Raw genomic sequence first — 21,450 nt, forward strand, 5'->3', positions numbered from 1 at the left:
ACATATATTCACATAAAATTACCGCTAATAAGCCCTCAAAGCATGGGCGTTAATTTAAACTACTTTTTATTCACGCTGCTCATGTCAGCGACTTTCCCCCACATCAAGCGGTATTTCCTCTTCATAAATTCAATTTCTTCTCTCGCTTGGTTGAGTTCATCTCGCAAAAGATCAATGGTTTTTTTATCTTCTTCATAGACTTCTTGCATAGAGATTAAAGCGTCTTTTAAAAACATGTTTTCATTTTTAAAGGCTGAAATCGTTTCATCTTTAGCACCAATGACTTTATCATGCAAGTTTAAAATCGTGTTAATGGTTTTTTCCACAAACACAGGCTCTAAAGAACGCCCGTTCATATCCATAGAAATCAAATTGTTTTCTACTTTTTTGATTAAAGCGTTTGTCCCGCTGCTCGCGTCAATTAAAAGCTTGTTGTGGCTTATTTTGCTTTTGATTTTACCAAGATTCACTAATTCCAAAATCCTTTCTTTAGGAAGCCCTGAAAGGCGGCTAAACTCTTCTAATTCAAGCCATGCTAAAGCGCTCAAATCTTCTAAAACCACCGGCTCTTTAGACTCTTTTTCTTTATCCTCTACCTCTTGTTCATTTTGTTGCACCGCTTGCGCTTTATTCAAATCTAAAATATCCAAATTTTTCCTTAAAAATAGTTTTAGCTTAACGCAATTTTTTAACCGCTTTTTTCAAGCTGTCTAGCAAATAATCAATATCGTTTATGGAATGCGTGAAGTGCAAGCTCACTCTAAGCCATCCGGGTTTAGCGTTAAAATCGCTTGACTTTTGAGCGTTAAGATTCAATAAATCATGCCCATAAGGCCCCGCGCAAGAGCAACCTGCCCGGGTCTCAATAGCGTATTCATAGCTTAAAACCCTCGCTAAATCATAAGGCGAAATCCCTCCAATATTAAAAGCCACTACCCCCACACGACTCGCTGTTAAGTTCCCATAAATATTAATAGCGGGCAAGTCTTTTAAGCCATGCATAAGCACCCTTAAAAGGTTGTTTTCTTTCTTATGGATAAAATCCAAACCGCATTCATCTCTTAATTGATACGCTAAAGCGCTCCTGTAAAATTGCAACAATCCTGGCGTGCCAAACTCTTCTCTTAAAGGCAATTCATCAATAAATTCATGCCGTGTGCAATTAGCGTATTTAATCACGCCCCCTGCACTAAAACTCGGAGCGATCTGCGTGTCAATCAAATCTTTAGAAATGCCTAAAAGACCGCACCCTCCAATGCCTCCTAAAAGCTTATGAGGCGCATAAAAACCGGTTTGGTATTCGCAATCTTTAGGGTTAGCATGCGCGCTAAAATTCGCTAAATCCAAAGCCAAAGCGGCCTTATATTTCTTGCACAATGATGAAACTTCTTTTAAGGGCGTGAGCAGTCCGGTTACATTAGAAGCCGCGCTCACAGAAACCAAGCTGTTAGGGGATTTTTTTAAAATTTGCTCTAAAATTTCTAAATCCAACAAACCATGTTCATTTAAAGGGATACGCACCACTTCACACAAACCTTCACGCCAGCTAATCTCATTAGAATGATGCTCATAAGGCCCCACAATCACACGCTTTAAAGCCATATCTTTCAAATACGGCTCTAAATTTTTCTTCGTTTTTGAAGGGATACACACCCCTAAAATTTCTTGAAATTTCTTAATCGCTGAGCTCGCCCCATACCCCGCGCTCAAGACGCAATGATTTTCGCTTAAGTTTAAAGAACGCTTTAACTTTTCTTGGCACTCTTTTAAAAGCATGCCCATTAAAATCGCATGCTTAGAAGCGACAGAATGAGCGTTCGCGTAATAAGGCAGTAAGGATTTCACGCGCTTTTCCACTAAAGTGCTCGCCAAGCCTGAAGCCCCCCAGTCAAAATAAGACACCCCTTTTTTTAAAATAATACTGGATTTAACCTGTTCTAAAGGATTCTCGTTAGGGTTGAGTAAGGGAGCAAAACTCCTGTTTAAAAACGCTTGCATGAAATCCCACCAATGCTTTTAATGCATATCCTCGCTTAAAATATGAAAATGCAAATGCATCACCTCTTGCCCTGCGTTTTTACCCACATTCGTTAAAAGCTTGTAACCTTTCTCTTTGATGCCTAATTTTTCCACCACTTCAAAAATAAAACTTGTCATTTGAGCCATAAGCTCTGGAGTGATGCCATTAAAATCCTGAATGCTTTGTTTAGGGATCACTAACGCATGCACTTTGGCTTTAGGGTTAATGTCATAAAAGGATAAAAAACGCTCGTTTTCTAAAATCTTAGAACAAGGGATTTCGCCTTGGATTATTTTTTCAAACACATTCATGCTCTTTTTACTCCCTTTTAAGGTTTTTCTTTTATTAAAGTTGTATTATAGCTTTTTAAAAATAAAATAGAAGGATCGTTATTGCACACCTTGATAGAACGCTTAGAAAAGGTTACTAACAGCAAAGAATTAGAAGAAGCGCGTTTGAATGCTTTGGGTAAAAAAGGGGTTTTTGCGGATAAATTCAACCAGCTCAAAAATCTGAACGGCGAAGAAAAAAACGCCTTTGCTAAAGAAATCCACCATTATAAACAAGCGTTTGAAAAGGCCTTTGAATGGAAAAAAAAGGCTATTATGGAGTTTGAATTAGAAGAACGCTTGAAAAAAGAAAAAATTGATGTGAGTTTGTTTAACGCTACCAAAACAAACTCTTCTCACCCTTTGAATTATACTAAAAATAAAATCATTGAATTTTTCACCCCATTAGGATACAAGCTTGAAATCGGCTCTTTAGTGGAAGATGATTTCCATAATTTCAGCGCTTTAAACTTGCCCCCTTACCACCCTGCAAGAGACATGCAAGACACTTTCTATTTTAAAGATCACAAGCTTTTAAGGACCCACACTTCGCCCGTTCAAATCCACACCATGCAAGAACAAACCCCACCCATTAAGATGATCTGTTTAGGCGAAACCTTTAGGCGCGATTATGATTTGACCCACACGCCCATGTTCCACCAAATTGAAGGGCTTGTCGTGGATCAAAAAGGGAATATCCGTTTCACGCACTTAAAGGGCGTGATCGAAGACTTTTTGCATTATTTCTTTGGCGGCGTGAAATTAAGGTGGCGCTCTAGCTTTTTCCCTTTCACAGAGCCAAGCGCTGAAGTGGATATTAGTTGCGTGTTTTGCAAGCAAGAAGGCTGTAGGGTTTGCTCGCACACGGGCTGGCTAGAAGTGTTGGGCTGTGGCATGGTCAATAATGCGGTGTTTGAAGCCATAGGGTATGAGAATGTGAGCGGGTTTGCCTTTGGCATGGGGATTGAAAGATTAGCCATGCTGACTTGTCAAATCAATGATTTACGCAGTTTCTTTGAAACTGATTTGAGAGTGTTGGAGAGTTTTTAATGAAACTGAGCGTCAATGATTTGAATGTTTTTGTCAATACGCCTAAAGATATAGCCAAACTCTGTGAGGATTTGAGCCGCTTAGGCTTAGAAGTGGAAAGCTGTGTTTCTTATATCGCTCCTAACAATGTGGTTGTGGGTAAGGTTTTAGAAAAAGCCCCCCATAAAAATGCCGAAAAACTCAGCGTGTGTCAAGTGGATGTGGGTAAAGAAGTGTTGCAAATCGTGTGCGGGGCTAAAAATGTCGCCCCAAACCAATTTGCGCCAGTCGCTCTCAAAGGAGCGATCATAGGCTCAACCACCATCGCTAAAACGGAGCTTAGGGGGGTTGAAAGCCATGGCATGATTTGCTCTAGCATTGAATTAGGCTTCCCTAAAATCAATGATGGCATCTTGGAATTAGATGAGAGCGTTGGGGAGTTGGTTTTAGGGAAAGAATTAAACGAATACACCCCTTTCAACACGCATGTTTTAGAGATTTCATTGACTCCCAATCGTGGGGATTGCTTGAGTGTTTTAGGTATTGCCAGAGAAATTAGCGCCTTTTATCACACGCCCCTAAAACCCATTAAAGCTTTAAATTTTACGCCAACAAGCGATTTGATCACGCTTAGTGCGGGTGAAAATATTGAATCGCATCTAGCTTATTATTTGATTTGCAACCATTCTTTAAAAACCCCTTTAAACATCAAGCTTTCGCTCGCTCATAATAACGCCTTAAGTGAGAACGATCTGAACAATTTCATAGAATTCAGCGCGCATTTTAGTGGGGTAATAATGAACGCTTATAGCCTGAATACAACCCCTATGGATTTGAGCGTGAAAAACGATAAAAACAACCTTGAAAGCGTTTATATCAACCATCAAAAACGCTCCACTATCGCTATCAAGCATCAAGTTCAAAAAGATTTGAGCGAGTTTTTGCTTTTAGAAGCGAGTTATACTGATCCGATAAGCCTGTCTTTAAAATTACACGCTCTAAAAGATAAAACGCTTCAAAAAGACAACGCCCTTATTTATAGGAGCGCTAGGGGGAGTAACCCTAATTTATCAGACGGCTTGAATTTTTTAAGCGCTCATTTGAAAGCCACGATTTTAGAAAGCAAACAAACTGAGCATTCTTTAAAAGATCGTGCCCTTAAATTCCAACTTGAAGACATTACCGAAATTTTGGGGCTTGCTGTAGAAGAAGAAAAAATTCAAAGCATTTTAAAAAATTTAGGCTTTAAAGTCAGCGTAAAAGAGCCAAATTCAAAACCCCAAGTTTTAGAGGTTGTTGCGCCAAATTTCAGGCATGACATTAAAACGATCCAAGATATTGCTGAAGAAATTTTGCGCTTTGTAGGGATTGATAATTTGATTTCAAAGCCTCTTCATTGTGTCAGCAGTAAAAATTCAAACCCCCATTATGACACGCACCGCTTTTTTGAAAACCTTAAACACAAGGTTCTCGCTTGCGGTTTTAAAGAAGTCATTCATTACGTGTTTTATTCTAAAGAAAAACAGCAAAAACTAGGCTTTGAAGTTTTAGAAGATCCCCTAGAATTGCAAAACCCTATCACAACGGATCTCAACACCCTAAGAACGAGTCTTGTTTGCGGGCTTTTAGACGCTAGCTTAAGGAATAAAAATTTAGGGTTTAAAAGCATCGCCCTTTATGAAAAGGGGAGCGTGTATAACGCTAAAAGAGAAGAGATCCAAAAACTAGGCTTTTTAGTAAGCGGCTTACAAAAAAAAGAAAGCTACCCTGACGCTAAGGGCAAGGCTTGGGATTTTTATTCTTTCGCTGAATGCGTTTCAAGAATTATAGGGGATTTTAGCTTGGAAAAACTAACCATTCAAACCCCCATTAACCACCCCTACCAGAGCGCTAAAATCATTCAAAACAATGAAATCATAGGCGTGATCGCCAAGATCCACCCTAAAGTGATCCAGGAATTGGATTTGTTTGAAAGCTATTACGCTGAGATAGACGCTTCTAAACTCAAACGCCATGCCATGCTGTTAAAACCCTTTAGCATTTACCCTAGTAGTGTGAGGGATTTGACTCTCATCATTGATGAAAACACCGCTTTTAGCAAGATTAAAAAAGCCTTAAAGGACGCTCAAATCCCTAATTTAAGCGAGATTCTACCCCTTGATATTTTTAAAGAAAGCGATAATGCCATAGCCTTAAGCGTGCGTTGCGTGATCCATTCTTTAGAAAAAACCTTAAATGATGAAGAGGTCAATTCAGCCGTGCAAAAAGCGCTTGAAATTTTAGAAAAAGAATTTAACGCCCGCCTTAAGGGATAACATAAAGGATAGCAAAGGATAATACATGATGGAGCTTGACATTAACGCTAGCGATAAATCGCTCTCACACAGAGCCGTTATTTTTAGCCTTCTCGCTCAAAAGCCTTGTTTCGTGCGGAATTTTTTAATGGGAGAAGATTGTTTAAGCTCTTTGGAAATCGCTCAAAATTTAGGGGCTAAAGTGGAAAATACCGCTAAAAATTCTTTTAAAATCACGCCTCCAACGGCTATAAAAGAGCCTAACAAGATTTTAAATTGCAACAATTCTGGCACTAGCATGCGTTTATACAGCGGTCTTTTAAGCGCTCAAAAAGGCCTTTTTGTTTTAAGCGGGGACAATTCCTTAAACGCGCGCCCCATGAAAAGAATCATTGAGCCTTTGAAAGCTTTTGGGGCAAGGATTTTAGGGAGAGAGGATAACCATTTCGCCCCCTTAGTGATTGTAGGGAGTCCTTTAAAAGCTTGCCATTATGAAAGCCCTATCGCTTCAGCTCAAGTCAAAAGCGCTTTTATTTTAAGCGCTTTGCAAGCTCAAGGCACAAGCACCTATAAAGAAAATGAGCTTAGCCGTAACCACACAGAAATCATGCTTAAAAGTTTGGGGGCTAACATTCACAATCAAGACGGCGTTTTAATGATTTCACCCCTAGAAAAACCCCTAGAAGCTTTTGATTTTACTATAGCTAATGATCCGTCTAGCGCGTTTTTTTTCGCTCTCGCTTGCGCGATTGCGCCAAAAAGCCGCCTTCTTTTAAAAAATGTCTTGCTCAACCCCACTCGCATAGAAGCTTTTGAAGCGTTAAAAAAAATGGGCGCTTCCATAGAGTATGTTATCCAATCCAAAGATTTAGAAATGATTGGCGATATTTACATAGAGCATGCCCCTTTAAAAGCGATCGCTATTAATCAAAATATCGCCAGTCTTATTGATGAAATCCCCGCTTTAAGTATCGCTATGCTTTTTGCAAAAGGCAAAAGCATGGTGAAAAACGCTAAAGATTTACGAGCTAAAGAAAGCGATAGGATTAAAGCGGTTGTTTCTAATTTCAAAGCTTTAGGGATTGAGTGCGAAGAGTTTGAAGACGGGTTTTACATAGAGGGATTAGAAGATATAAGCCAATTAAAACAGCGCTTTTCTCAAAAAAAACCCCCCCTTATCAAAAGCTTCAATGACCACAGGATTGCGATGAGTTTTGCTGTTTTAACTTTAGCGTTGCCTTTAGAAATTGATAATTTAGAATGTGCAAACATTTCTTTCCCGCAATTCAAACGCTTACTCAATCTATTCAAAAAAGGGAGTCTTAATGGAAATTAAAATGGCTAAGGATTATGGTTTTTGTTTTGGCGTCAAAAGAGCGATACAAATCGCTGAAAAAAATCAAAACAGCTTGATTTTTGGATCGCTCATTCATAACGCTAAAGAAATCAATCGTTTGGAAAAAAACTTCAATGTGAAAATTGAAGAAGACCCTAAAAAAATCCCTAAAAATAAGAGCGTGATCATAAGAACCCATGGCATTCCTAAGCAGGATTTAGAATACTTGAAAAATAAGGGGGTCAAAATCACTGATGCGACTTGCCCGTATGTGATCAAACCTCAACAGATTGTGGAATCCATGAGTAAAGAAGGGTATCAAATCGTGCTTTTTGGAGACATTAACCACCCTGAAGTCAAGGGCGTGATCAGCTATGCCACTAACCAGGCTTTAGTCATCAATTCCTTAGAAGAATTGCAAGAAAAAAAGCTCCAACGAAAAGTGGCTTTAGTCTCTCAAACCACCAAACAAACCCCAAAACTCTTGCAAATCGCTTCTTATTTGGTGGAAAGATGCACTGAAGTGCGTATTTTTAACACGATTTGTAACGCCACTTCCTACAACCAAAAAGCCGCTTTGGATTTGAGTAAGGAAGTGGATATTATGATAGTCGTGGGCGGTAAAACTTCTTCAAACACCAAACAGCTCTTAAGCATCGCCAAACAGCATTGCAAAGACAGCTACTTAGTGGAAGATGAAAACGAATTAGAGTTAGCGTGGTTTAAGGATAAAAGATTGTGCGGGATTACCGCTGGGGCTTCCACGCCGGATTGGATTATAGAAAATGTCAAGCAAAAAATCAGCACGATTTAACACGTTTTGAAAATTTTCTTTAAAAAAACCGCTAATTGTTAATTTTTAAACGATTTTGTAAGCCAAAAAAGGATACAATCCCCCTAAGGAATTTTATATTTATTTTATAGTAAGGCAGTCAATGAGCAAGATAGCAGACGATCAGTATTTTAATGACGAGGAGGAAGACTTCGCAAAACTCTTAGAAAAAGAAGAAACTCTAGAAAAAGGCACTATCAAAGAAGGGTTAATCGTTTCCATTAATGAGAATGATGGGTATGCCATGGTGAGCGTGGGCGGTAAGACAGAAGGTCGTTTGGCCTTGAGCGAGATCACCGATGAAAAGGGGCAATTGATGTATCAAAAAAATGACCCCATTGTCGTGCATGTGTCCGAAAAAGGCGAACACCCTAGCGTTTCTTACAAAAAGGCCATCTCCCAACAAAAGATTCAAGCCAAAATTGAAGAATTGGGCGAAAACTATGAAAACGCCATTATTGAGGGCAAGATTGTAGGCAAGAATAAAGGGGGTTATATCGTGGAGTCTCAAGGCGTGGAATATTTTCTCTCCCGCTCGCACTCTTCTTTAAAAAATGACGCAAACCATATCGGTAAACGCATTAAAGCGTGCATTATTCGTGTGGATAAGGAAAACCATTCTATCAATATTTCTCGCAAACGATTCTTTGAAGTCAATGACAAATGGCAGCTTGAGGTTTCTAAAGAATTGTTAGAAGCTAAAGAGCCGGTGTTAGGGGTTGTGCGCCAGATCACCCCTTTTGGCGTTTTTGTAGAAGCTAAGGGGATTGAGGGCTTGGTCCATTATTCTGAAATCAGCCATAAAGGGCCAGTCAATCCTGAAAAATACTACAAAGAGGGCGATGAAGTCTATGTCAAAGCCATCGCTTATGATGCAGAAAAAAGACGCCTTTCACTCTCCATAAAAGCGACCATAGAAGACCCATGGGAAGAGATCCAAGACAAGCTAAAACCCGGATACGCCATTAAGGTGGTGGTGAGCAATATTGAACATTACGGGGTGTTTGTGGATATTGGTAATGATATTGAAGGCTTTTTGCATGTTTCTGAAATCTCTTGGGATAAAAATGTCAGCCACCCTAGCCATTACTTGAGCGTGGGGCAAGAGATTGATGTGAAAATCATTGACATTGATCCTAAAAACCGTCGCTTAAGGGTTTCTTTAAAACAACTCACTAACAGGCCTTTTGATGTTTTTGAATCCAAACACCAAGTGGGGGATATTGTAGAGGGCAAAGTAGCGACCTTAACGGATTTTGGGGCGTTTTTGAATCTGGGTGGGGTGGATGGTTTGCTCCACAATCATGACGCTTTTTGGGATAAAGATAAAAAGTGCAAAGACCACTATAAAATTGGCGATGTGATCAAAGTGAAAATCCTTAAAATCAACAAAAAAGATAAGAAGATTTCTTTAAGCGCGAAGCACTTGGTGACTTCCCCCACAGAAGAATTCGCTCAAAAGCATAAAACAGACAGCGTGATTCAAGGCAAAGTGGTGAGTATTAAGGATTTTGGCGTTTTCATTAATGCTGATGGCATTGATGTGCTGATCAAAAATGAAGATTTGAACCCCTTGAAAAAAGATGAAATCAAAATAGGCCAAGAAATCACATGCGTGGTGGTTGCGATTGAAAAATCTAATAACAAGGTGCGCGCTTCTGTGCATAGGTTAGAGCGCAAAAAAGAAAAAGAAGAATTGCAAGCTTTTAACACGAGCGATGATAAAATGACTTTAGGGGATATTCTTAAAGAAAAACTCTAAAGAGTGATTTTAAAAGCATGAGAATGGCATGAGATTTAAGGGTGTTGTTGCTTTTATTTCCCTAGCTGTCGCTCTTGGCGTTTTAGCCTATTTGTTTTTAAGCGTTAAAAAAGAAATGCCCGCTACTTCTCATGCGATCTCTCAAACACATGCGATCTCTCAAACCAATGAAGGCCTCTCTCAAACGGATGCAAAAAGCCATGACATCAACCTAGAAGAAAATAGCCCTAATGGAACCTCTCATAATGAAAAAGCCCCCCATAACCAAGAAGATCGCAATAACGCCTTTTCTCAAAACCTTGATGCGCAAGAAGTGATCAATTACCCTGTTATAGAGCATCATTTTGAAATCCCTTTTGAAGAAAAAAAAAGGGAATATTCAAAGCTTATCATTAAGGATTTAAAGGGTTATCAATGGTGGTGTTTAAAAGAAATCCTTAAAAAAGAACAAATTGATTACGCTTACGATAGCACCAAAAACCAACCCAACCTCATCATCTATTTAGATGAAAATAAAAAAGAACGCTTTTTAGCTGATTTAGACTATTATAAAATACGCTATCATGCTGTTTTTTAAATTCAAAGGATAAAAATGTATCAAGTAGCCATTTGCGACCCCATCCATGCTAAAGGCATTCAAATTTTAGAAGCCCAAAAAGACATTGTCTTGCATGATTATTCCAAATGCCCCAAAAAGGAGCTTTTAGAAAAACTCATCCCCATGGATGCGCTCATCACTCGCAGCATGACCCCTATCACAAGCGATTTTTTAAAGCCCTTAACCCACTTAAAATCCATTGTGAGAGCGGGCGTGGGAGTGGATAATATTGATTTAGAAAGCTGCTCTCAAAAAGGCATTGTCGTGATGAATATCCCTACCGCTAACACGATTGCCGCTGTGGAATTGACCATGGCGCATTTGATCAATGCAGTGCGCTCATTCCCTTGCGCGAACGATCAAATCAAACACCAAAGGTTATGGAAAAGAGAAGATTGGTATGGCACGGAATTGAGAAATAAAAAGCTGGGCATCATTGGTTTTGGAAACATTGGCTCTAGGGTGGGCATTAGAGCAAAAGCTTTTGAAATGGAAGTTTTAGCCTATGATCCTTATATCCCTTCTTCAAAAGCCACTGATTTAGGGGTCATTTACACAAAGAATTTTGAAGACATTTTGCAATGCGATATGATCACTATCCACACCCCTAAAAATAAAGAAACCATTAACATGATAGGCGCTAAAGAGATCGAACGCATGAAAAAAGGGGTTATTTTAATTAATTGTGCTAGAGGGGGGCTTTATAATGAAGACGCTCTTTATGAAGCTTTAGAAACCAAAAAAGTGCGTTGGCTTGGCATTGATGTCTTTTCTAAAGAGCCTGGCATTCATAACAAGCTTTTAGACTTGCCCAATGTTTATGCGACCCCCCATATTGGCGCGAACACTTTAGAGTCCCAAGAAGAAATTTCCAAACAAGCCGCTCAAGGGGTTATGGAATCTTTAAGGGGTTCAAGCCATCCGCATGCTCTAAATTTACCCATGCAAGCTTTTGATGCAAGCGCGAAAGCCTACTTGAATTTAGCGCAAAAATTGGGTTATTTTTCCAGTCAAATCCATAAGGGCGTGTGCCAAAAAATTGAACTCAGTCTTTGCGGGGAGATCAACCAATTCAAAGACGCTCTTGTAGCCTTTATGTTAGTGGGGGTGTTAAAACCCGTTGTAGGGGATAAAATCAATTACATTAACGCCCCTTTTGTGGCCAAAGAAAGAGGCATTGAGATTAAGGTTAGCCTTAAAGAAAGCGCTTCGCCCTATAAAAACATGCTCTCTTTAACTCTCAATGCGGCTAATGGTGCAATCAGCGTGAGCGGCACGGTGTTTGAAGAAGATATTTTAAAACTCACTGAGATTGATGGGTTTCATATTGATATAGAGCCAAAGGGTAAAATGCTTTTATTCAGGAATACGGATATTCCAGGCGTTATTGGGAGTGTGGGGAATGCGTTCGCTAGGCATGGCATTAACATCGCTGATTTTCGTTTGGGGCGCAACACGCAAAAAGAAGCTTTAGCGCTCATTATTGTAGATGAAGAAGTTTCTTTGGAAGTTTTAGAAGAGCTTAAAAACATTCCTGCATGCTTAAGCGTTCATTATGTGGTTATTTAAGGTAGTTGGATGCGAGATTTTTTAAAGCTTTTAAAAAAACATGATGAATTAAAGATCATTGACACCCCCCTTGAAGTGGATTTAGAAATCGCTCATCTGGCGTATATAGAAGCGAAAAAGCCTGATGGAGGCAAAGCCCTTTTATTCACGCAACCCATAAAAAAAGAGCATGACCAGATCAAAACCTTTGGCATGCCTGTTTTGATGAACGCTTTTGGTTCTTTCAAACGCTTGGATCTTTTGTTAAAAACCCCCATAGAAAGCCTGCAACAACGCATGCAAGCGTTCTTACACTTTGACGCCCCTAAAAACTTCACTGAGGGTTTGAAAGTTTTAAAAGATTTATGGGATTTAAGACACATTTTCCCTAAAAAAACCACTCGCCCTAAAAATCTCATTGTCAAGCAAGATAAAGAAGTCAATTTGTTGGATCTGCCCGTTTTAAAAACTTGGGAAAAAGATGGCGGGGCTTTTATCACTATGGGGCAAGTCTATACCCAAAGCCTAGATCATAAAAAAAAGAATTTGGGCATGTACCGTTTGCAGGTTTATGATAAAAACCATTTAGGCTTGCACTGGCAAATCCATAAAGACTCCCAACTCTTTTTCCACGAATACGCTAAGGCTAAAGTCAAAATGCCTGTCAGTATCGCTATTGGTGGGGATTTGCTCTACACATGGTGTGCGACAGCCCCCTTACCTTATGGGGTTTATGAACTCATGCTCTATGGGTTTATGAGAGGAAAAAAAGTGCAAGTGATGCCATGCTTGAGCAATCCTTTGAGCGTGCCAAGCGATTGCGATATTGTGATAGAAGGGTTTGTGGATTGCGAAAAGTTAGAGCTTGAAGGGCCTTTTGGGGATCACACTGGCTATTATACCCCCATTGAGCCTTACCCTGTTTTAGAAGTCAAAACCATTAGCTATAAAAAAGATTCCATTTACTTAGCCACTGTGGTGGGTAAGCCCCCTTTAGAAGACAAATACATGGGGTATTTGACTGAACGCTTGTTCTTGCCTTTACTTCAAATGAACGCCCCCAATCTCATAGATTATTGCATGCCAGAAAATGGGGTGTTTCATAATTTGATTTTAGCCAAAATACACACGCGCTATAACGCTCATGCCAAGCAAGTCATGCATGCTTTTTGGGGCGTGGGGCAGATGAGTTTTGTCAAACATGCGATTTTTGTCAATGAAGACGCTCCTAATCTAAGAGACACCAACGCTATCATTGAGTATATACTGGAAAATTTTTCTAAAGAAAAAATTCTTATCTCTCAAGGCGTATGCGACGCCTTAGATCATGCAAGCCCTGAATACGCTATGGGGGGGAAACTCGGTATTGATGCGACTTCTAAAAGCAATACCCCCTACCCCACGCTTTTAAACGATAACGCCCTATTAGCGCTTTTACAAGATAAAATGCAAAATATCGTTCTTTTGAAGCAATACTACCCGCACACCCGTAACCCCATTTGCGTCATTAGCGTGGAAAAGAAAGATAAAAGCGTCATTGAACTGGCTAAAAATTTGCTCGGTTTTGAAGAGCATTTGCGCATCGTCATCTTTGTAGAGCATACCAGCAACGATTTAAACAACCCCTACATGCTGTTATGGCGCATCGTTAATAACATTGACGCCAAGCGTGATATCCTCACCTCTAAACATTGCTTTTTTATAGACGCTACCAATAAGGGCGTTATGGATAAACATTTTAGAGAATGGCCTACAGAAACCAATTGCTCCATGGAAGTCATAGAAAATTTGAAAAAGAAAGGGCTTTTAAAAGATTTTGAAACTTTAAATCAAAAATTCCACCTCACGCATTCTTTCAGCACGCACAAAGAAGATCTATAAAGAATAGCCATAAAGAAGAATTATGTTAGATTATCGCCAAAAAATTGATGCTCTCATCACCAAAATAGAAAAGGCTCGCATCGCCTATTCAAGGCACCACATTGTCAAAATCGTGGCTGTTTCAAAAAACGCTCCCCCAGAAGCTATCCAACATTACTACAACTGCTCTCAAAGGGCTTTTGGAGAAAATAAAGTTCAAGATTTAAAAACTAAAATGCATTCTTTAGAGCATTTGCCCCTTGAATGGCACATGATAGGCTCTTTACAAGAAAATAAAATCAATGCGCTTTTGAGTTTAAAACCCGCTCTTTTGCATTCTTTAGACTCTTTAAAACTCGCTTTGAAAATAGAAAAGCGTTGCGAAATATTGGGCGTCAATTTAAACGCTCTTTTACAGGTTAATAGCGCGTATGAGAAAAGTAAAAGCGGGGTGGTGCCTGAAGAAGCGCTAGAAATTTATTCTCAAATCAGTGAAACTTGCAAGCGCCTCAAGCTTAAGGGGCTTATGTGTATAGGGGCGCACACCGATGATGAAAAGGAAATTGAAAAATCCTTTATCACCACCAAAAAGCTTTTTGACCAAATAAAGAATGCGAGCGTTCTTTCAATGGGCATGAGTGATGATTTTGAATTAGCGATTGCTTGCGGGGCGAATCTTTTAAGGATTGGCTCTTTTTTGTTCAAAGAGTAAGATGCTAGAAACTTATGTGCTTAAAAATGGGGCTGTTTTTATCTCTGATGTGCATTTTTTGCCTAAAAGCCCTCATTTAATCCATACGCTTCAAGAACTTTTAAGCGCCAAACCCCCACAAGTCTTTTTCATGGGCGATATTTTCCATGTTCTTGTGGGCTACTTGCCCCTAGACAAAGAGCAGCAAAAAATCATTGATCTCATCAACGCTTTAAGCGAAATTTCACAAGTCTTTTATTTTGAAGGCAACCATGATTTTTCCATGCGTTTTGTATTCAATTCCAAAGTGGTAGTTTTTGAGCGCCAAAACCAACCCGTATTATTCCAATACGATAACAAACGCTTTTTACTAGCTCATGGGGATTTATTCACCACTAAAGCGTATGAATTTTACATCACGCAGCTCACTTCCACTTGGGCGAGATTTTTTTTAACTTTTTTAAATTTTGCGAGCTTTAAAACCTTATACCCTTTTTTGAAAAAACGCATCTATCAAAAACCCATCCGTCTTTGGGAATTAGAGCCAAAAGAATTAAAAGCCTTTATTGAAAAGCGCCTAAAAGCCTATCAAAACTACATTAAAGATCTTAACATTGATAGTATTGACGGCATTATAGAGGGGCATTTTCACCTCAAAAGCAGCGCAAAAATCCCCTTGAATGCGCCTATTTATTGCCCACTGCCCTCCTTTTATTACGAACAAAGCCTTTTTAAGGTATCATCAAGTATCTTAGAATCATCTCAAAATAAGGACGCCTAAATCATGGCAGAAAAAACAGCTAACGATTTAAAACTAAGCGAGATAGAACTCGTGGATTTTCGTATTTATGGCATGCAAGAGGGCGTCCCTTATGAGGGGATTTATGGCATCAATGTGGCTAAAGTCCAAGAAATCATCCCCATGCCCACCCTTTTTGAATACCCTACGAATTTGGATTACATCATCGGCGTGTTTGATTTGCGCTCCACGATCATTCCGCTTATAGACTTGGCTAAATGGATAGGGATTATCCCGGATAAAAGCAAGGAAAACGAAAAAATCGTCATTATCACGGAATTTAATAATGTCAAATTGGGTTTTTTAGTCCATTCGGCTAGGCGTATCAGGCGCATTAGCTGGAAAGATGTAGAACCTGCATCCTTTAGTGCCTCTAATAGCATCAATAAAGAAAATATCACCGGCACGACCCGCATTGAAAACGACAAAACCCTACTCATTTTGGATTTAGAAAGCATTTTAGACGATTTAAAACTTAATGAAGACGCTAAAAACACTAAAGATACCCCTAAAGAGCGTTTTGAAGGCGAAGTGTTGTTTTTAGACGATAGCAGAACGGCGAGGAAAACCTTAAAGAACCATTTGAGTAAAATGGGTTTTAGCATCACGGAAGCTGTGGATGGGGAAGACGGGCTGAATAAATTAGAAATGCTATTCAAAAAATACGGGGACGATTTGAGGAAACATTTGAAATTCATTATTTCAGATGTTGAAATGCCTAAAATGGATGGCTATCATTTCTTATTCAAGCTCCAAAAAGACCCTAGGTTCGCTTATATTCCTGTGATTTTTAATTCTTCTATTTGCGATAATTACAGCGCTGAAAGGGCTAAAGAAATGGGGGCTGTGGCGTATTTAGTCAAGTTTGACGCAGAAAAATTCACCGAAGAAATTTCTAAGATTTTAGACAAGAATGCGTAATTTTTATTGATAAAATTGTAAAATACTCTTATCTCAAACGCTAAAAAGGGGTTTAAATGGATGATTTGCAAGAAATAATGGAAGACTTCTTGATTGAAGCCTTTGAAATGAATGAGCAGTTGGATCAGGATTTAGTGGAATTGGAGCATAACCCTGAGGATTTGGACTTGCTCAATCGCATTTTTAGAGTCGCCCACACCATTAAAGGCTCTAGCTCGTTTTTGAATCTTAACATTCTCACGCACCTCACGCACAACATGGAAGATGTCTTAAATCGCGCCAGAAAGGGCGAAATTAAAATCACGCCGGATATCATGGATGTCGTGTTGCGCTCCATTGATTTGATGAAAACTTTGCTCGTAACGATTAGAGACACCGGATCGGATACTAATAACGGCAAGGAAAACGAGATTGAAGAAGTAGTCAAAAAGCTTCAAGCCATTACGAGCCAAAATTTAGAGGGCGCTAAAGAAACTTCAAGGACTAAAGAAGCCCCCCAAAAAGAAAATAAAGAAGAAGCGAAAGAAGAAAATAAAGAAGAAGCGAAAGAAGAAAATAAAGAAAACAAGGCAAAAGCCCCTACTACAGAAAACTTCTCAAGCGATAACCCGCTAGCCGATGAGCCGGATTTGGATTATTCCAACATGAGCACTGAAGAAGTGGAAGCGGAAATTGAACGACTGCTTAACAAGCGCCAAGAGGCCGATAAAGAACGAAGAGCCCAAAAAAAACAAGAAGCCAAACCTAAACAAGAAGAACAAGCCAAACCTAAACAAGAAGTTGCCCCAACAAAAGAAGCCCCTAAAACCGAAACTAAAGCTAAGGCTAAAGCCGATACTGAAGAAAATAAAGCCCCCTCTATTGGCGTGGAGCAAACCGTTAGGGTGGATGTGCGCCGCTTGGATCACTTGATGAATTTAATCGGTGAGCTTGTGTTGGGCAAAAATCGCTTGATCAGGATTTATAGCGATGTGGAAGAACGCTATGATGGGGAAAAGTTTTTAGAGGAATTAAACCAGGTGGTTTCTTCTATTTCAGCGGTAACGACAGACTTGCAACTTGCGGTGATGAAAACCAGGATGCAACCAGTGGGCAAAGTGTTCAATAAATTCCCTCGCATGGTAAGGGATTTGAGCCGGGAATTAGGCAAGAGCATTGAATTAATCATTGAAGGCGAAGAAACCGAATTAGACAAATCCATTGTAGAAGAGATTGGCGATCCGCTCATTCATATTATCCGCAACTCATGCGATCATGGGATTGAGCCTTTAGAAGAAAGAAGAAGGCTTAACAAGCCTGAAACCGGTAAAGTGCAATTGAGCGCGTATAATGAGGGTAACCACATTGTGATTAAAATCTCTGATGATGGCAAGGGGTTAGACCCTGTGATGCTTAAAGAAAAAGCGGTTGAAAAAGGGGTGATTAGCGAAAGAGACGCTGAAGGCATGAGCGATAGGGAAGCGTTTAACCTCATTTTCAAGCCAGGCTTTTCTACCGCAAAAGTCGTTTCCAATGTTTCAGGCAGGGGTGTTGGCATGGATGTGGTGAAAACCAATATTGAAAAGCTCAATGGGATCATTGAAATTGATTCAGAAGTGGGGGTAGGCACGACTCAAAAGCTTAAAATCCCTCTCACTCTGGCTATCATTCAAGCTTTACTCGTGGGCGTTCAAGAAGAATATTACGCTATCCCGCTTTCTTCAGTGTTAGAAACCGTGCGCATCAGCCAAGATGAAATTTACACCGTTGATGGCAAAAGCGTGTTGCGCTTGAGAGATGAGGTGCTTTCTTTGGTGCGCCTTTCTGATATTTTTAAAGTGGATGCTATTTTGGAATCCAACTCAGATGTGTATGTGGTTATCATTGGCTTGGCCGATCAAAAAATTGGCGTGATTGTGGATTATTTGATCGGTCAAGAAGAAGTGGTCATTAAATCTTTAGGTTACTACCTTAAAAACACTAGAGGCATTGCTGGCGCTACGGTGAGAGGCGATGGGAAAATCACCCTTATTGTAGATGTGGGAGCGATGATGGATATGGCAAAGAGCATCAAGGTCAATATCACTACCTTGATGAATGAATCCGAAAACACGAAAAGTAAAAATTCTCCTAGCGATTATATTGTCTTAGCGATTGATGACAGCAGCACGGACAGAGCGATTATCCGCAAATGTTTGAAACCATTAGGCATCACGCTTTTAGAGGCCACTAACGGGTTAGAAGGCTTAGAAATGCTCAAAAATGGCGATAAAATCCCTGATGCTATTTTAGTGGATATTGAGATGCCTAAAATGGATGGTTACACTTTCGCCTCTGAAGTGCGTAAATACAATAAATTCAAAAACTTGCCCTTGATCGCAGTAACCAGTCGGGTGACTAAAACAGACAGGATGCGCGGCGTTGAATCCGGCATGACTGAATACATCACTAAACCTTATAGCGGTGAATATTTAACCACCGTAGTGAAGCGCAGCATTAAATTAGAAGGAGACCAGTCATGAGCAATCAATTAAAAGATTTATTTGAAAGACAAAAAGAAGCTAATGCAAGCTCTAAACAAGAAGACAATGAAGAAATTTTGCAATTCATTGGATTTATTATCGGCGATGAAGAATACGCCATTCCCATTTTGAATATTTTAGAGATCGTCAAACCCATTGGCTACACGCGAGTCCCTGAAACCCCAAACTATGTGCTTGGCGTGTTCAACTTAAGGGGTAATGTCTTCCCGTTGATTAGCTTGCGTTTAAAATTTGGCTTGAAAGCTGAAAAACAAAATAAAGACACTCGTTATCTGGTGGTACGCCATAACGATCAAATCGCTGGGTTTTTCATTGATCGCTTAACTGAAGCCATTCGCATCAAGCAAACGGATATTGACCCGGTGCCAGAAACTTTGAGCGATAACAACAATCTAACTTATGGCATTGGGAAACAAAACGACAGACTCGTAACCATTTTAAGAGTGGAAGAAATCTTAAAGAAAGACTTCTAAAAACCTTTTCTATCCAAATAAGCCCCCTATGGGCTTTGAGAAAGATTTATTCCATTAAAAGCTTGATTTTAATCAAGCGATAATGTTTGATTGAAAATAGAGTCTTTTTTAATCTTTTCTTTTAAAAATAGCGTGAAACTTTTTTAAACGAATTAAAAGGAATCTCTTATTTTTTAGTCTTTGTTGCCAACACTTTTTAATAAGTGGGGCTTTTTGCGTTGAGATTCACTAAATTGTAGCCCCCTCCTTTTAAGGATTTCCTATTTCAACACTTTTAAAAGCGCTTCATAATTGGGCTCTTCTAAAATGTTTTGAACGATTTCTTTATAGATAACCACTCCCTTATCATCAAGAACAAACACTGATCGAGCGAGCAAGCCTTGCAAAGAGCCTTTGCCTAACAGCACGCCGTAATTTTCCCCAAAAGCCTTATACCTAAAATCGCTTAAGATTCTTAAGTCCTTAATGCCTTCAGCGCCGCAAATTTGCCCTTGAGAAAAAGGCAAGTCCATAGAAATAACGCTAAAACTCACAGAAGGCAGTTTGCCGGCTTGCTCATTGAAGTGTTTGGCTTGGAGCAAACAAACCGATCCGGTTAAACTAGGAAGCGCACTAACGACTTGAAAACGCACGCCTTGCTTCAACAAATTGACTTCTTGTAAATCGCCATTCACCAACTTCACATCAGGAGCTTTATCGCCCACTTTTAAGGTTTTCCCTTCTAACTGATATGTTTCTTCTTTAAAAGTAACTTTTTGCATGGTTAAATCCTTTCTAATGAATTGCTATATTGCTTTAGAATAGTAGCCCATTAAGATTAACTTTTAACAAATTTAAAAAGAATTTGTTTAAAAAGTCGTTTTCATTTTAAAAAACCCCTTAAAATCTACAAAATTTGCATAACGATTTAATTTTTAAGAAAAGATTTACCAAAAAGTATTAAAAAATGATTACAATACGGCTATCTGATCACAAGGAGAAAACATGTTTACATTACGAGAGTTGCCTTTTGCTAAAGACAGCATGGGAGATTTTTTAAGCCCTGTGGCGTTTGATTTCCACCATGGGAAACACCACCAAACTTATGTGAATAATTTGAATAACTTAATCAAAGGCACGGATTTTGAGAAAAGTTCTTTGTTTGATATTTTGACAAAGTCTAGCGGAGGCGTGTTTAATAACGCCGCTCAAATTTACAACCACGATTTTTATTGGGATTGCCTAAGCCCGAAAGCGACTGCTTTAAGCGATGAGTTAAAAGGGGCTTTAGAAAAAGATTTCGGATCGTTGGAAAAATTTAAAGAAGACTTCATTAAGAGTGCGACCACTCTATTTGGCTCTGGCTGGAATTGGGCAGCGTATAATTTAGACACTCAAAAAATTGAAATCATTCAAACGAGCAACGCTCAAACCCCAGTTACGGATAAAAAAGTGCCGCTTTTAGTGGTGGATGTGTGGGAGCATGCTTATTATATTGACCACAAAAACGCGCGCCCTGTGTATTTGGAAAAATTCTATGGGCATATCAATTGGCATTTTGTCTCTCAATGCTATGAATGGGCGAAAAAAGAAGGCTTAGGCTCAGTGGATTACTACATCAATGAGTTGGTGCATAAAAAAGCTTAAGCGTTACACGGCTATTGTGGTTTAAAGGTTTTTAAACCACGCTTCTTTTTTGAATGAAAGACACTCTGTTTAACAAATCCCTAAACAAACGCTTTTGTTTTGATGAGGAAGTCGCCCATGTTTTTGATGACATGCTGGAGCGCTCTATCCCCTATTATCACGAAATGTTGAATCTAGGGGCGTATTTTATCGCTCAAAATTTAAAAGAAAATATTTATCCTAAGCCCTTGCCTAAGTCCTTACCTAAGCCCTTGATTTATGATTTGGGCTGTTCTACCGGAAACTTTTTTATCGCACTTAACCAACAAATCCAACAAGATATTGAGCTTGTAGGGATTGACAATTCCATGCCCATGCTCAAAAAAGCGCAAGAAAAATTAAAAGATTTTAACAATGCCCGTTTTGAATGCATGGATTTTTTAGAGGTTGAGTTTAAAGAAGCGAGCGCGTTTTCATTGCTTTTTGTGTTGCAATTTGTCCGCCCCATGCAAAGAGAGGTGTTGCTCAAAAAGATTTATAACAGCCTTGCGTTGAATGGGGTTTTATTGGTGGGCGAAAAGATCATGAGCGAAGATCGGATATTAGACAAGCAGATGATAGAGCTATACTACCTTTATAAACAAAATCAAGGCTACAGCCACAATGAAATCGCTTTCAAAAGGGAAGCGTTAGAAAATGTGCTTGTGCCTTATAGTTTAAAAGAAAATATCGCGCTTTTAGAAAGCGTGGGGTTTAAGCATGTGGAAGCGGTGTTTAAATGGGTGAATTTCACGCTGTTAGCCGCCAGAAAAACATGAGTTTTTTGAAATA

At 39.3% G+C, this 21,450-nt stretch carries 19 protein-coding genes; 15 read left to right on the plus strand and 4 right to left on the minus strand.

The window, feature by feature from the left end:
• Positions 1-59: 59 nt before the first annotated feature.
• The 3 genes from IC572_RS06840 to IC572_RS06850 are packed head-to-tail and all read right to left on the minus strand — an operon-like array spanning position 60 to position 2,331.
• A complete protein-coding gene (locus IC572_RS06840) occupies positions 60-650 on the minus strand; it encodes a DUF3972 domain-containing protein (RefSeq protein WP_000352070.1) in 591 nt (196 codons plus the stop codon).
• Between the two features lie 25 nt (positions 651-675).
• A complete protein-coding gene (locus IC572_RS06845) occupies positions 676-1,998 on the minus strand; it encodes an aminotransferase class V-fold PLP-dependent enzyme (protein WP_187855571.1) in 1,323 nt (440 codons plus the stop codon).
• An 18-nt stretch (positions 1,999-2,016) separates the two neighbouring features.
• Positions 2,017-2,331 (minus strand): histidine triad nucleotide-binding protein, encoded by a 315-nt coding sequence (locus tag IC572_RS06850; protein ID WP_001100348.1) that lies wholly within the window; start codon positions 2,329-2,331, stop codon positions 2,017-2,019.
• An 81-nt stretch (positions 2,332-2,412) separates the two neighbouring features.
• Between IC572_RS06850 and pheS the strand changes: the two genes are divergently transcribed.
• From pheS to cheW, 13 genes are all read left to right on the plus strand, one after another.
• Positions 2,413-3,399: a phenylalanine--tRNA ligase subunit alpha gene (gene pheS / locus IC572_RS06855; protein ID WP_187855573.1), complete on the plus strand. Its 987-nt coding sequence runs from the start codon at positions 2,413-2,415 to the stop codon at positions 3,397-3,399.
• Complete coding sequence (pheT, locus tag IC572_RS06860; protein ID WP_187855575.1) at positions 3,399-5,693, plus strand: phenylalanine--tRNA ligase subunit beta; 2,295 nt, start codon at positions 3,399-3,401, stop codon at positions 5,691-5,693. The genes pheS and pheT overlap by 1 nt, the downstream gene beginning before the upstream one ends.
• Positions 5,694-5,718: 25 nt before the next feature.
• Positions 5,719-7,008, plus strand: a complete 1,290-nt coding sequence (gene aroA, locus IC572_RS06865; RefSeq protein ID WP_187855577.1) for a 3-phosphoshikimate 1-carboxyvinyltransferase — start codon at positions 5,719-5,721, stop codon at positions 7,006-7,008.
• The gene (locus tag IC572_RS06870; RefSeq protein WP_000403563.1) at positions 6,998-7,822 is read left to right on the plus strand and encodes a 4-hydroxy-3-methylbut-2-enyl diphosphate reductase; all 825 of its coding nucleotides are present in this window, start codon (positions 6,998-7,000) and stop codon (positions 7,820-7,822) included. Before aroA ends, IC572_RS06870 begins: the two co-directional genes overlap by 11 nt.
• A gap of 121 nt (positions 7,823-7,943) precedes the next feature.
• Positions 7,944-9,602, plus strand: coding sequence for a 30S ribosomal protein S1 (locus tag IC572_RS06875; protein WP_187855579.1), 1,659 nt, complete (start codon positions 7,944-7,946; stop codon positions 9,600-9,602).
• Between the two features lie 28 nt (positions 9,603-9,630).
• Entirely contained in the window at positions 9,631-10,179 is a 549-nt protein-coding gene (locus IC572_RS06880; protein WP_187855581.1) for a hypothetical protein, read from the plus strand.
• Between the two features lie 15 nt (positions 10,180-10,194).
• Positions 10,195-11,769 (plus strand): phosphoglycerate dehydrogenase, encoded by a 1,575-nt coding sequence (gene serA, locus IC572_RS06885; RefSeq protein ID WP_187855583.1) that lies wholly within the window; start codon positions 10,195-10,197, stop codon positions 11,767-11,769.
• A gap of 9 nt (positions 11,770-11,778) precedes the next feature.
• Complete coding sequence (locus IC572_RS06890) at positions 11,779-13,629, plus strand: menaquinone biosynthesis decarboxylase (protein ID WP_187855585.1); 1,851 nt, start codon at positions 11,779-11,781, stop codon at positions 13,627-13,629.
• Positions 13,630-13,651: 22 nt separating this feature from the next.
• Positions 13,652-14,320 (plus strand): YggS family pyridoxal phosphate-dependent enzyme, encoded by a 669-nt coding sequence (locus IC572_RS06895; protein WP_187855587.1) that lies wholly within the window; start codon positions 13,652-13,654, stop codon positions 14,318-14,320.
• 1 nt (position 14,321) lies between these two features.
• Entirely contained in the window at positions 14,322-15,080 is a 759-nt protein-coding gene (locus IC572_RS06900) for a UDP-2,3-diacylglucosamine diphosphatase (RefSeq protein WP_187855589.1), read from the plus strand.
• A 3-nt stretch (positions 15,081-15,083) separates the two neighbouring features.
• Positions 15,084-16,019: a chemotaxis protein CheV3 gene (gene cheV3 / locus IC572_RS06905; protein ID WP_097696561.1), complete on the plus strand. Its 936-nt coding sequence runs from the start codon at positions 15,084-15,086 to the stop codon at positions 16,017-16,019.
• Positions 16,020-16,075: 56 nt separating this feature from the next.
• Entirely contained in the window at positions 16,076-18,520 is a 2,445-nt protein-coding gene (gene cheAY2 / locus IC572_RS06910) for a chemotaxis histidine kinase/response regulator CheAY2 (protein ID WP_187855591.1), read from the plus strand.
• The gene (gene cheW, locus IC572_RS06915; protein WP_000070762.1) at positions 18,517-19,014 is read left to right on the plus strand and encodes a chemotaxis protein CheW; all 498 of its coding nucleotides are present in this window, start codon (positions 18,517-18,519) and stop codon (positions 19,012-19,014) included. The genes cheAY2 and cheW overlap by 4 nt, the downstream gene beginning before the upstream one ends.
• 260 nt (positions 19,015-19,274) lie before the next feature.
• Here the strand turns inward: cheW and tpx are convergent, their stop codons facing one another.
• Positions 19,275-19,775: a thiol peroxidase gene (tpx, locus tag IC572_RS06920; RefSeq protein ID WP_001174694.1), complete on the minus strand. Its 501-nt coding sequence runs from the start codon at positions 19,773-19,775 to the stop codon at positions 19,275-19,277.
• A gap of 223 nt (positions 19,776-19,998) precedes the next feature.
• Here tpx and sodB point away from each other — a divergent pair, with 223 nt between their 5' ends.
• Together sodB and cmoA are read left to right on the plus strand one after the other, a co-directional pair.
• Entirely contained in the window at positions 19,999-20,640 is a 642-nt protein-coding gene (gene sodB, locus IC572_RS06925) for a superoxide dismutase [Fe] (RefSeq protein ID WP_000494629.1), read from the plus strand.
• Between the two features lie 53 nt (positions 20,641-20,693).
• A complete protein-coding gene (gene cmoA, locus IC572_RS06930; protein ID WP_187855593.1) occupies positions 20,694-21,437 on the plus strand; it encodes a carboxy-S-adenosyl-L-methionine synthase CmoA in 744 nt (247 codons plus the stop codon).
• Positions 21,438-21,450: the final 13 nt, after the last annotated feature.

It is taken from the genome of Helicobacter pylori (genome assembly GCF_014496485.1).
Lineage (GTDB): Bacteria > Campylobacterota > Campylobacteria > Campylobacterales > Helicobacteraceae > Helicobacter > Helicobacter pylori_DD.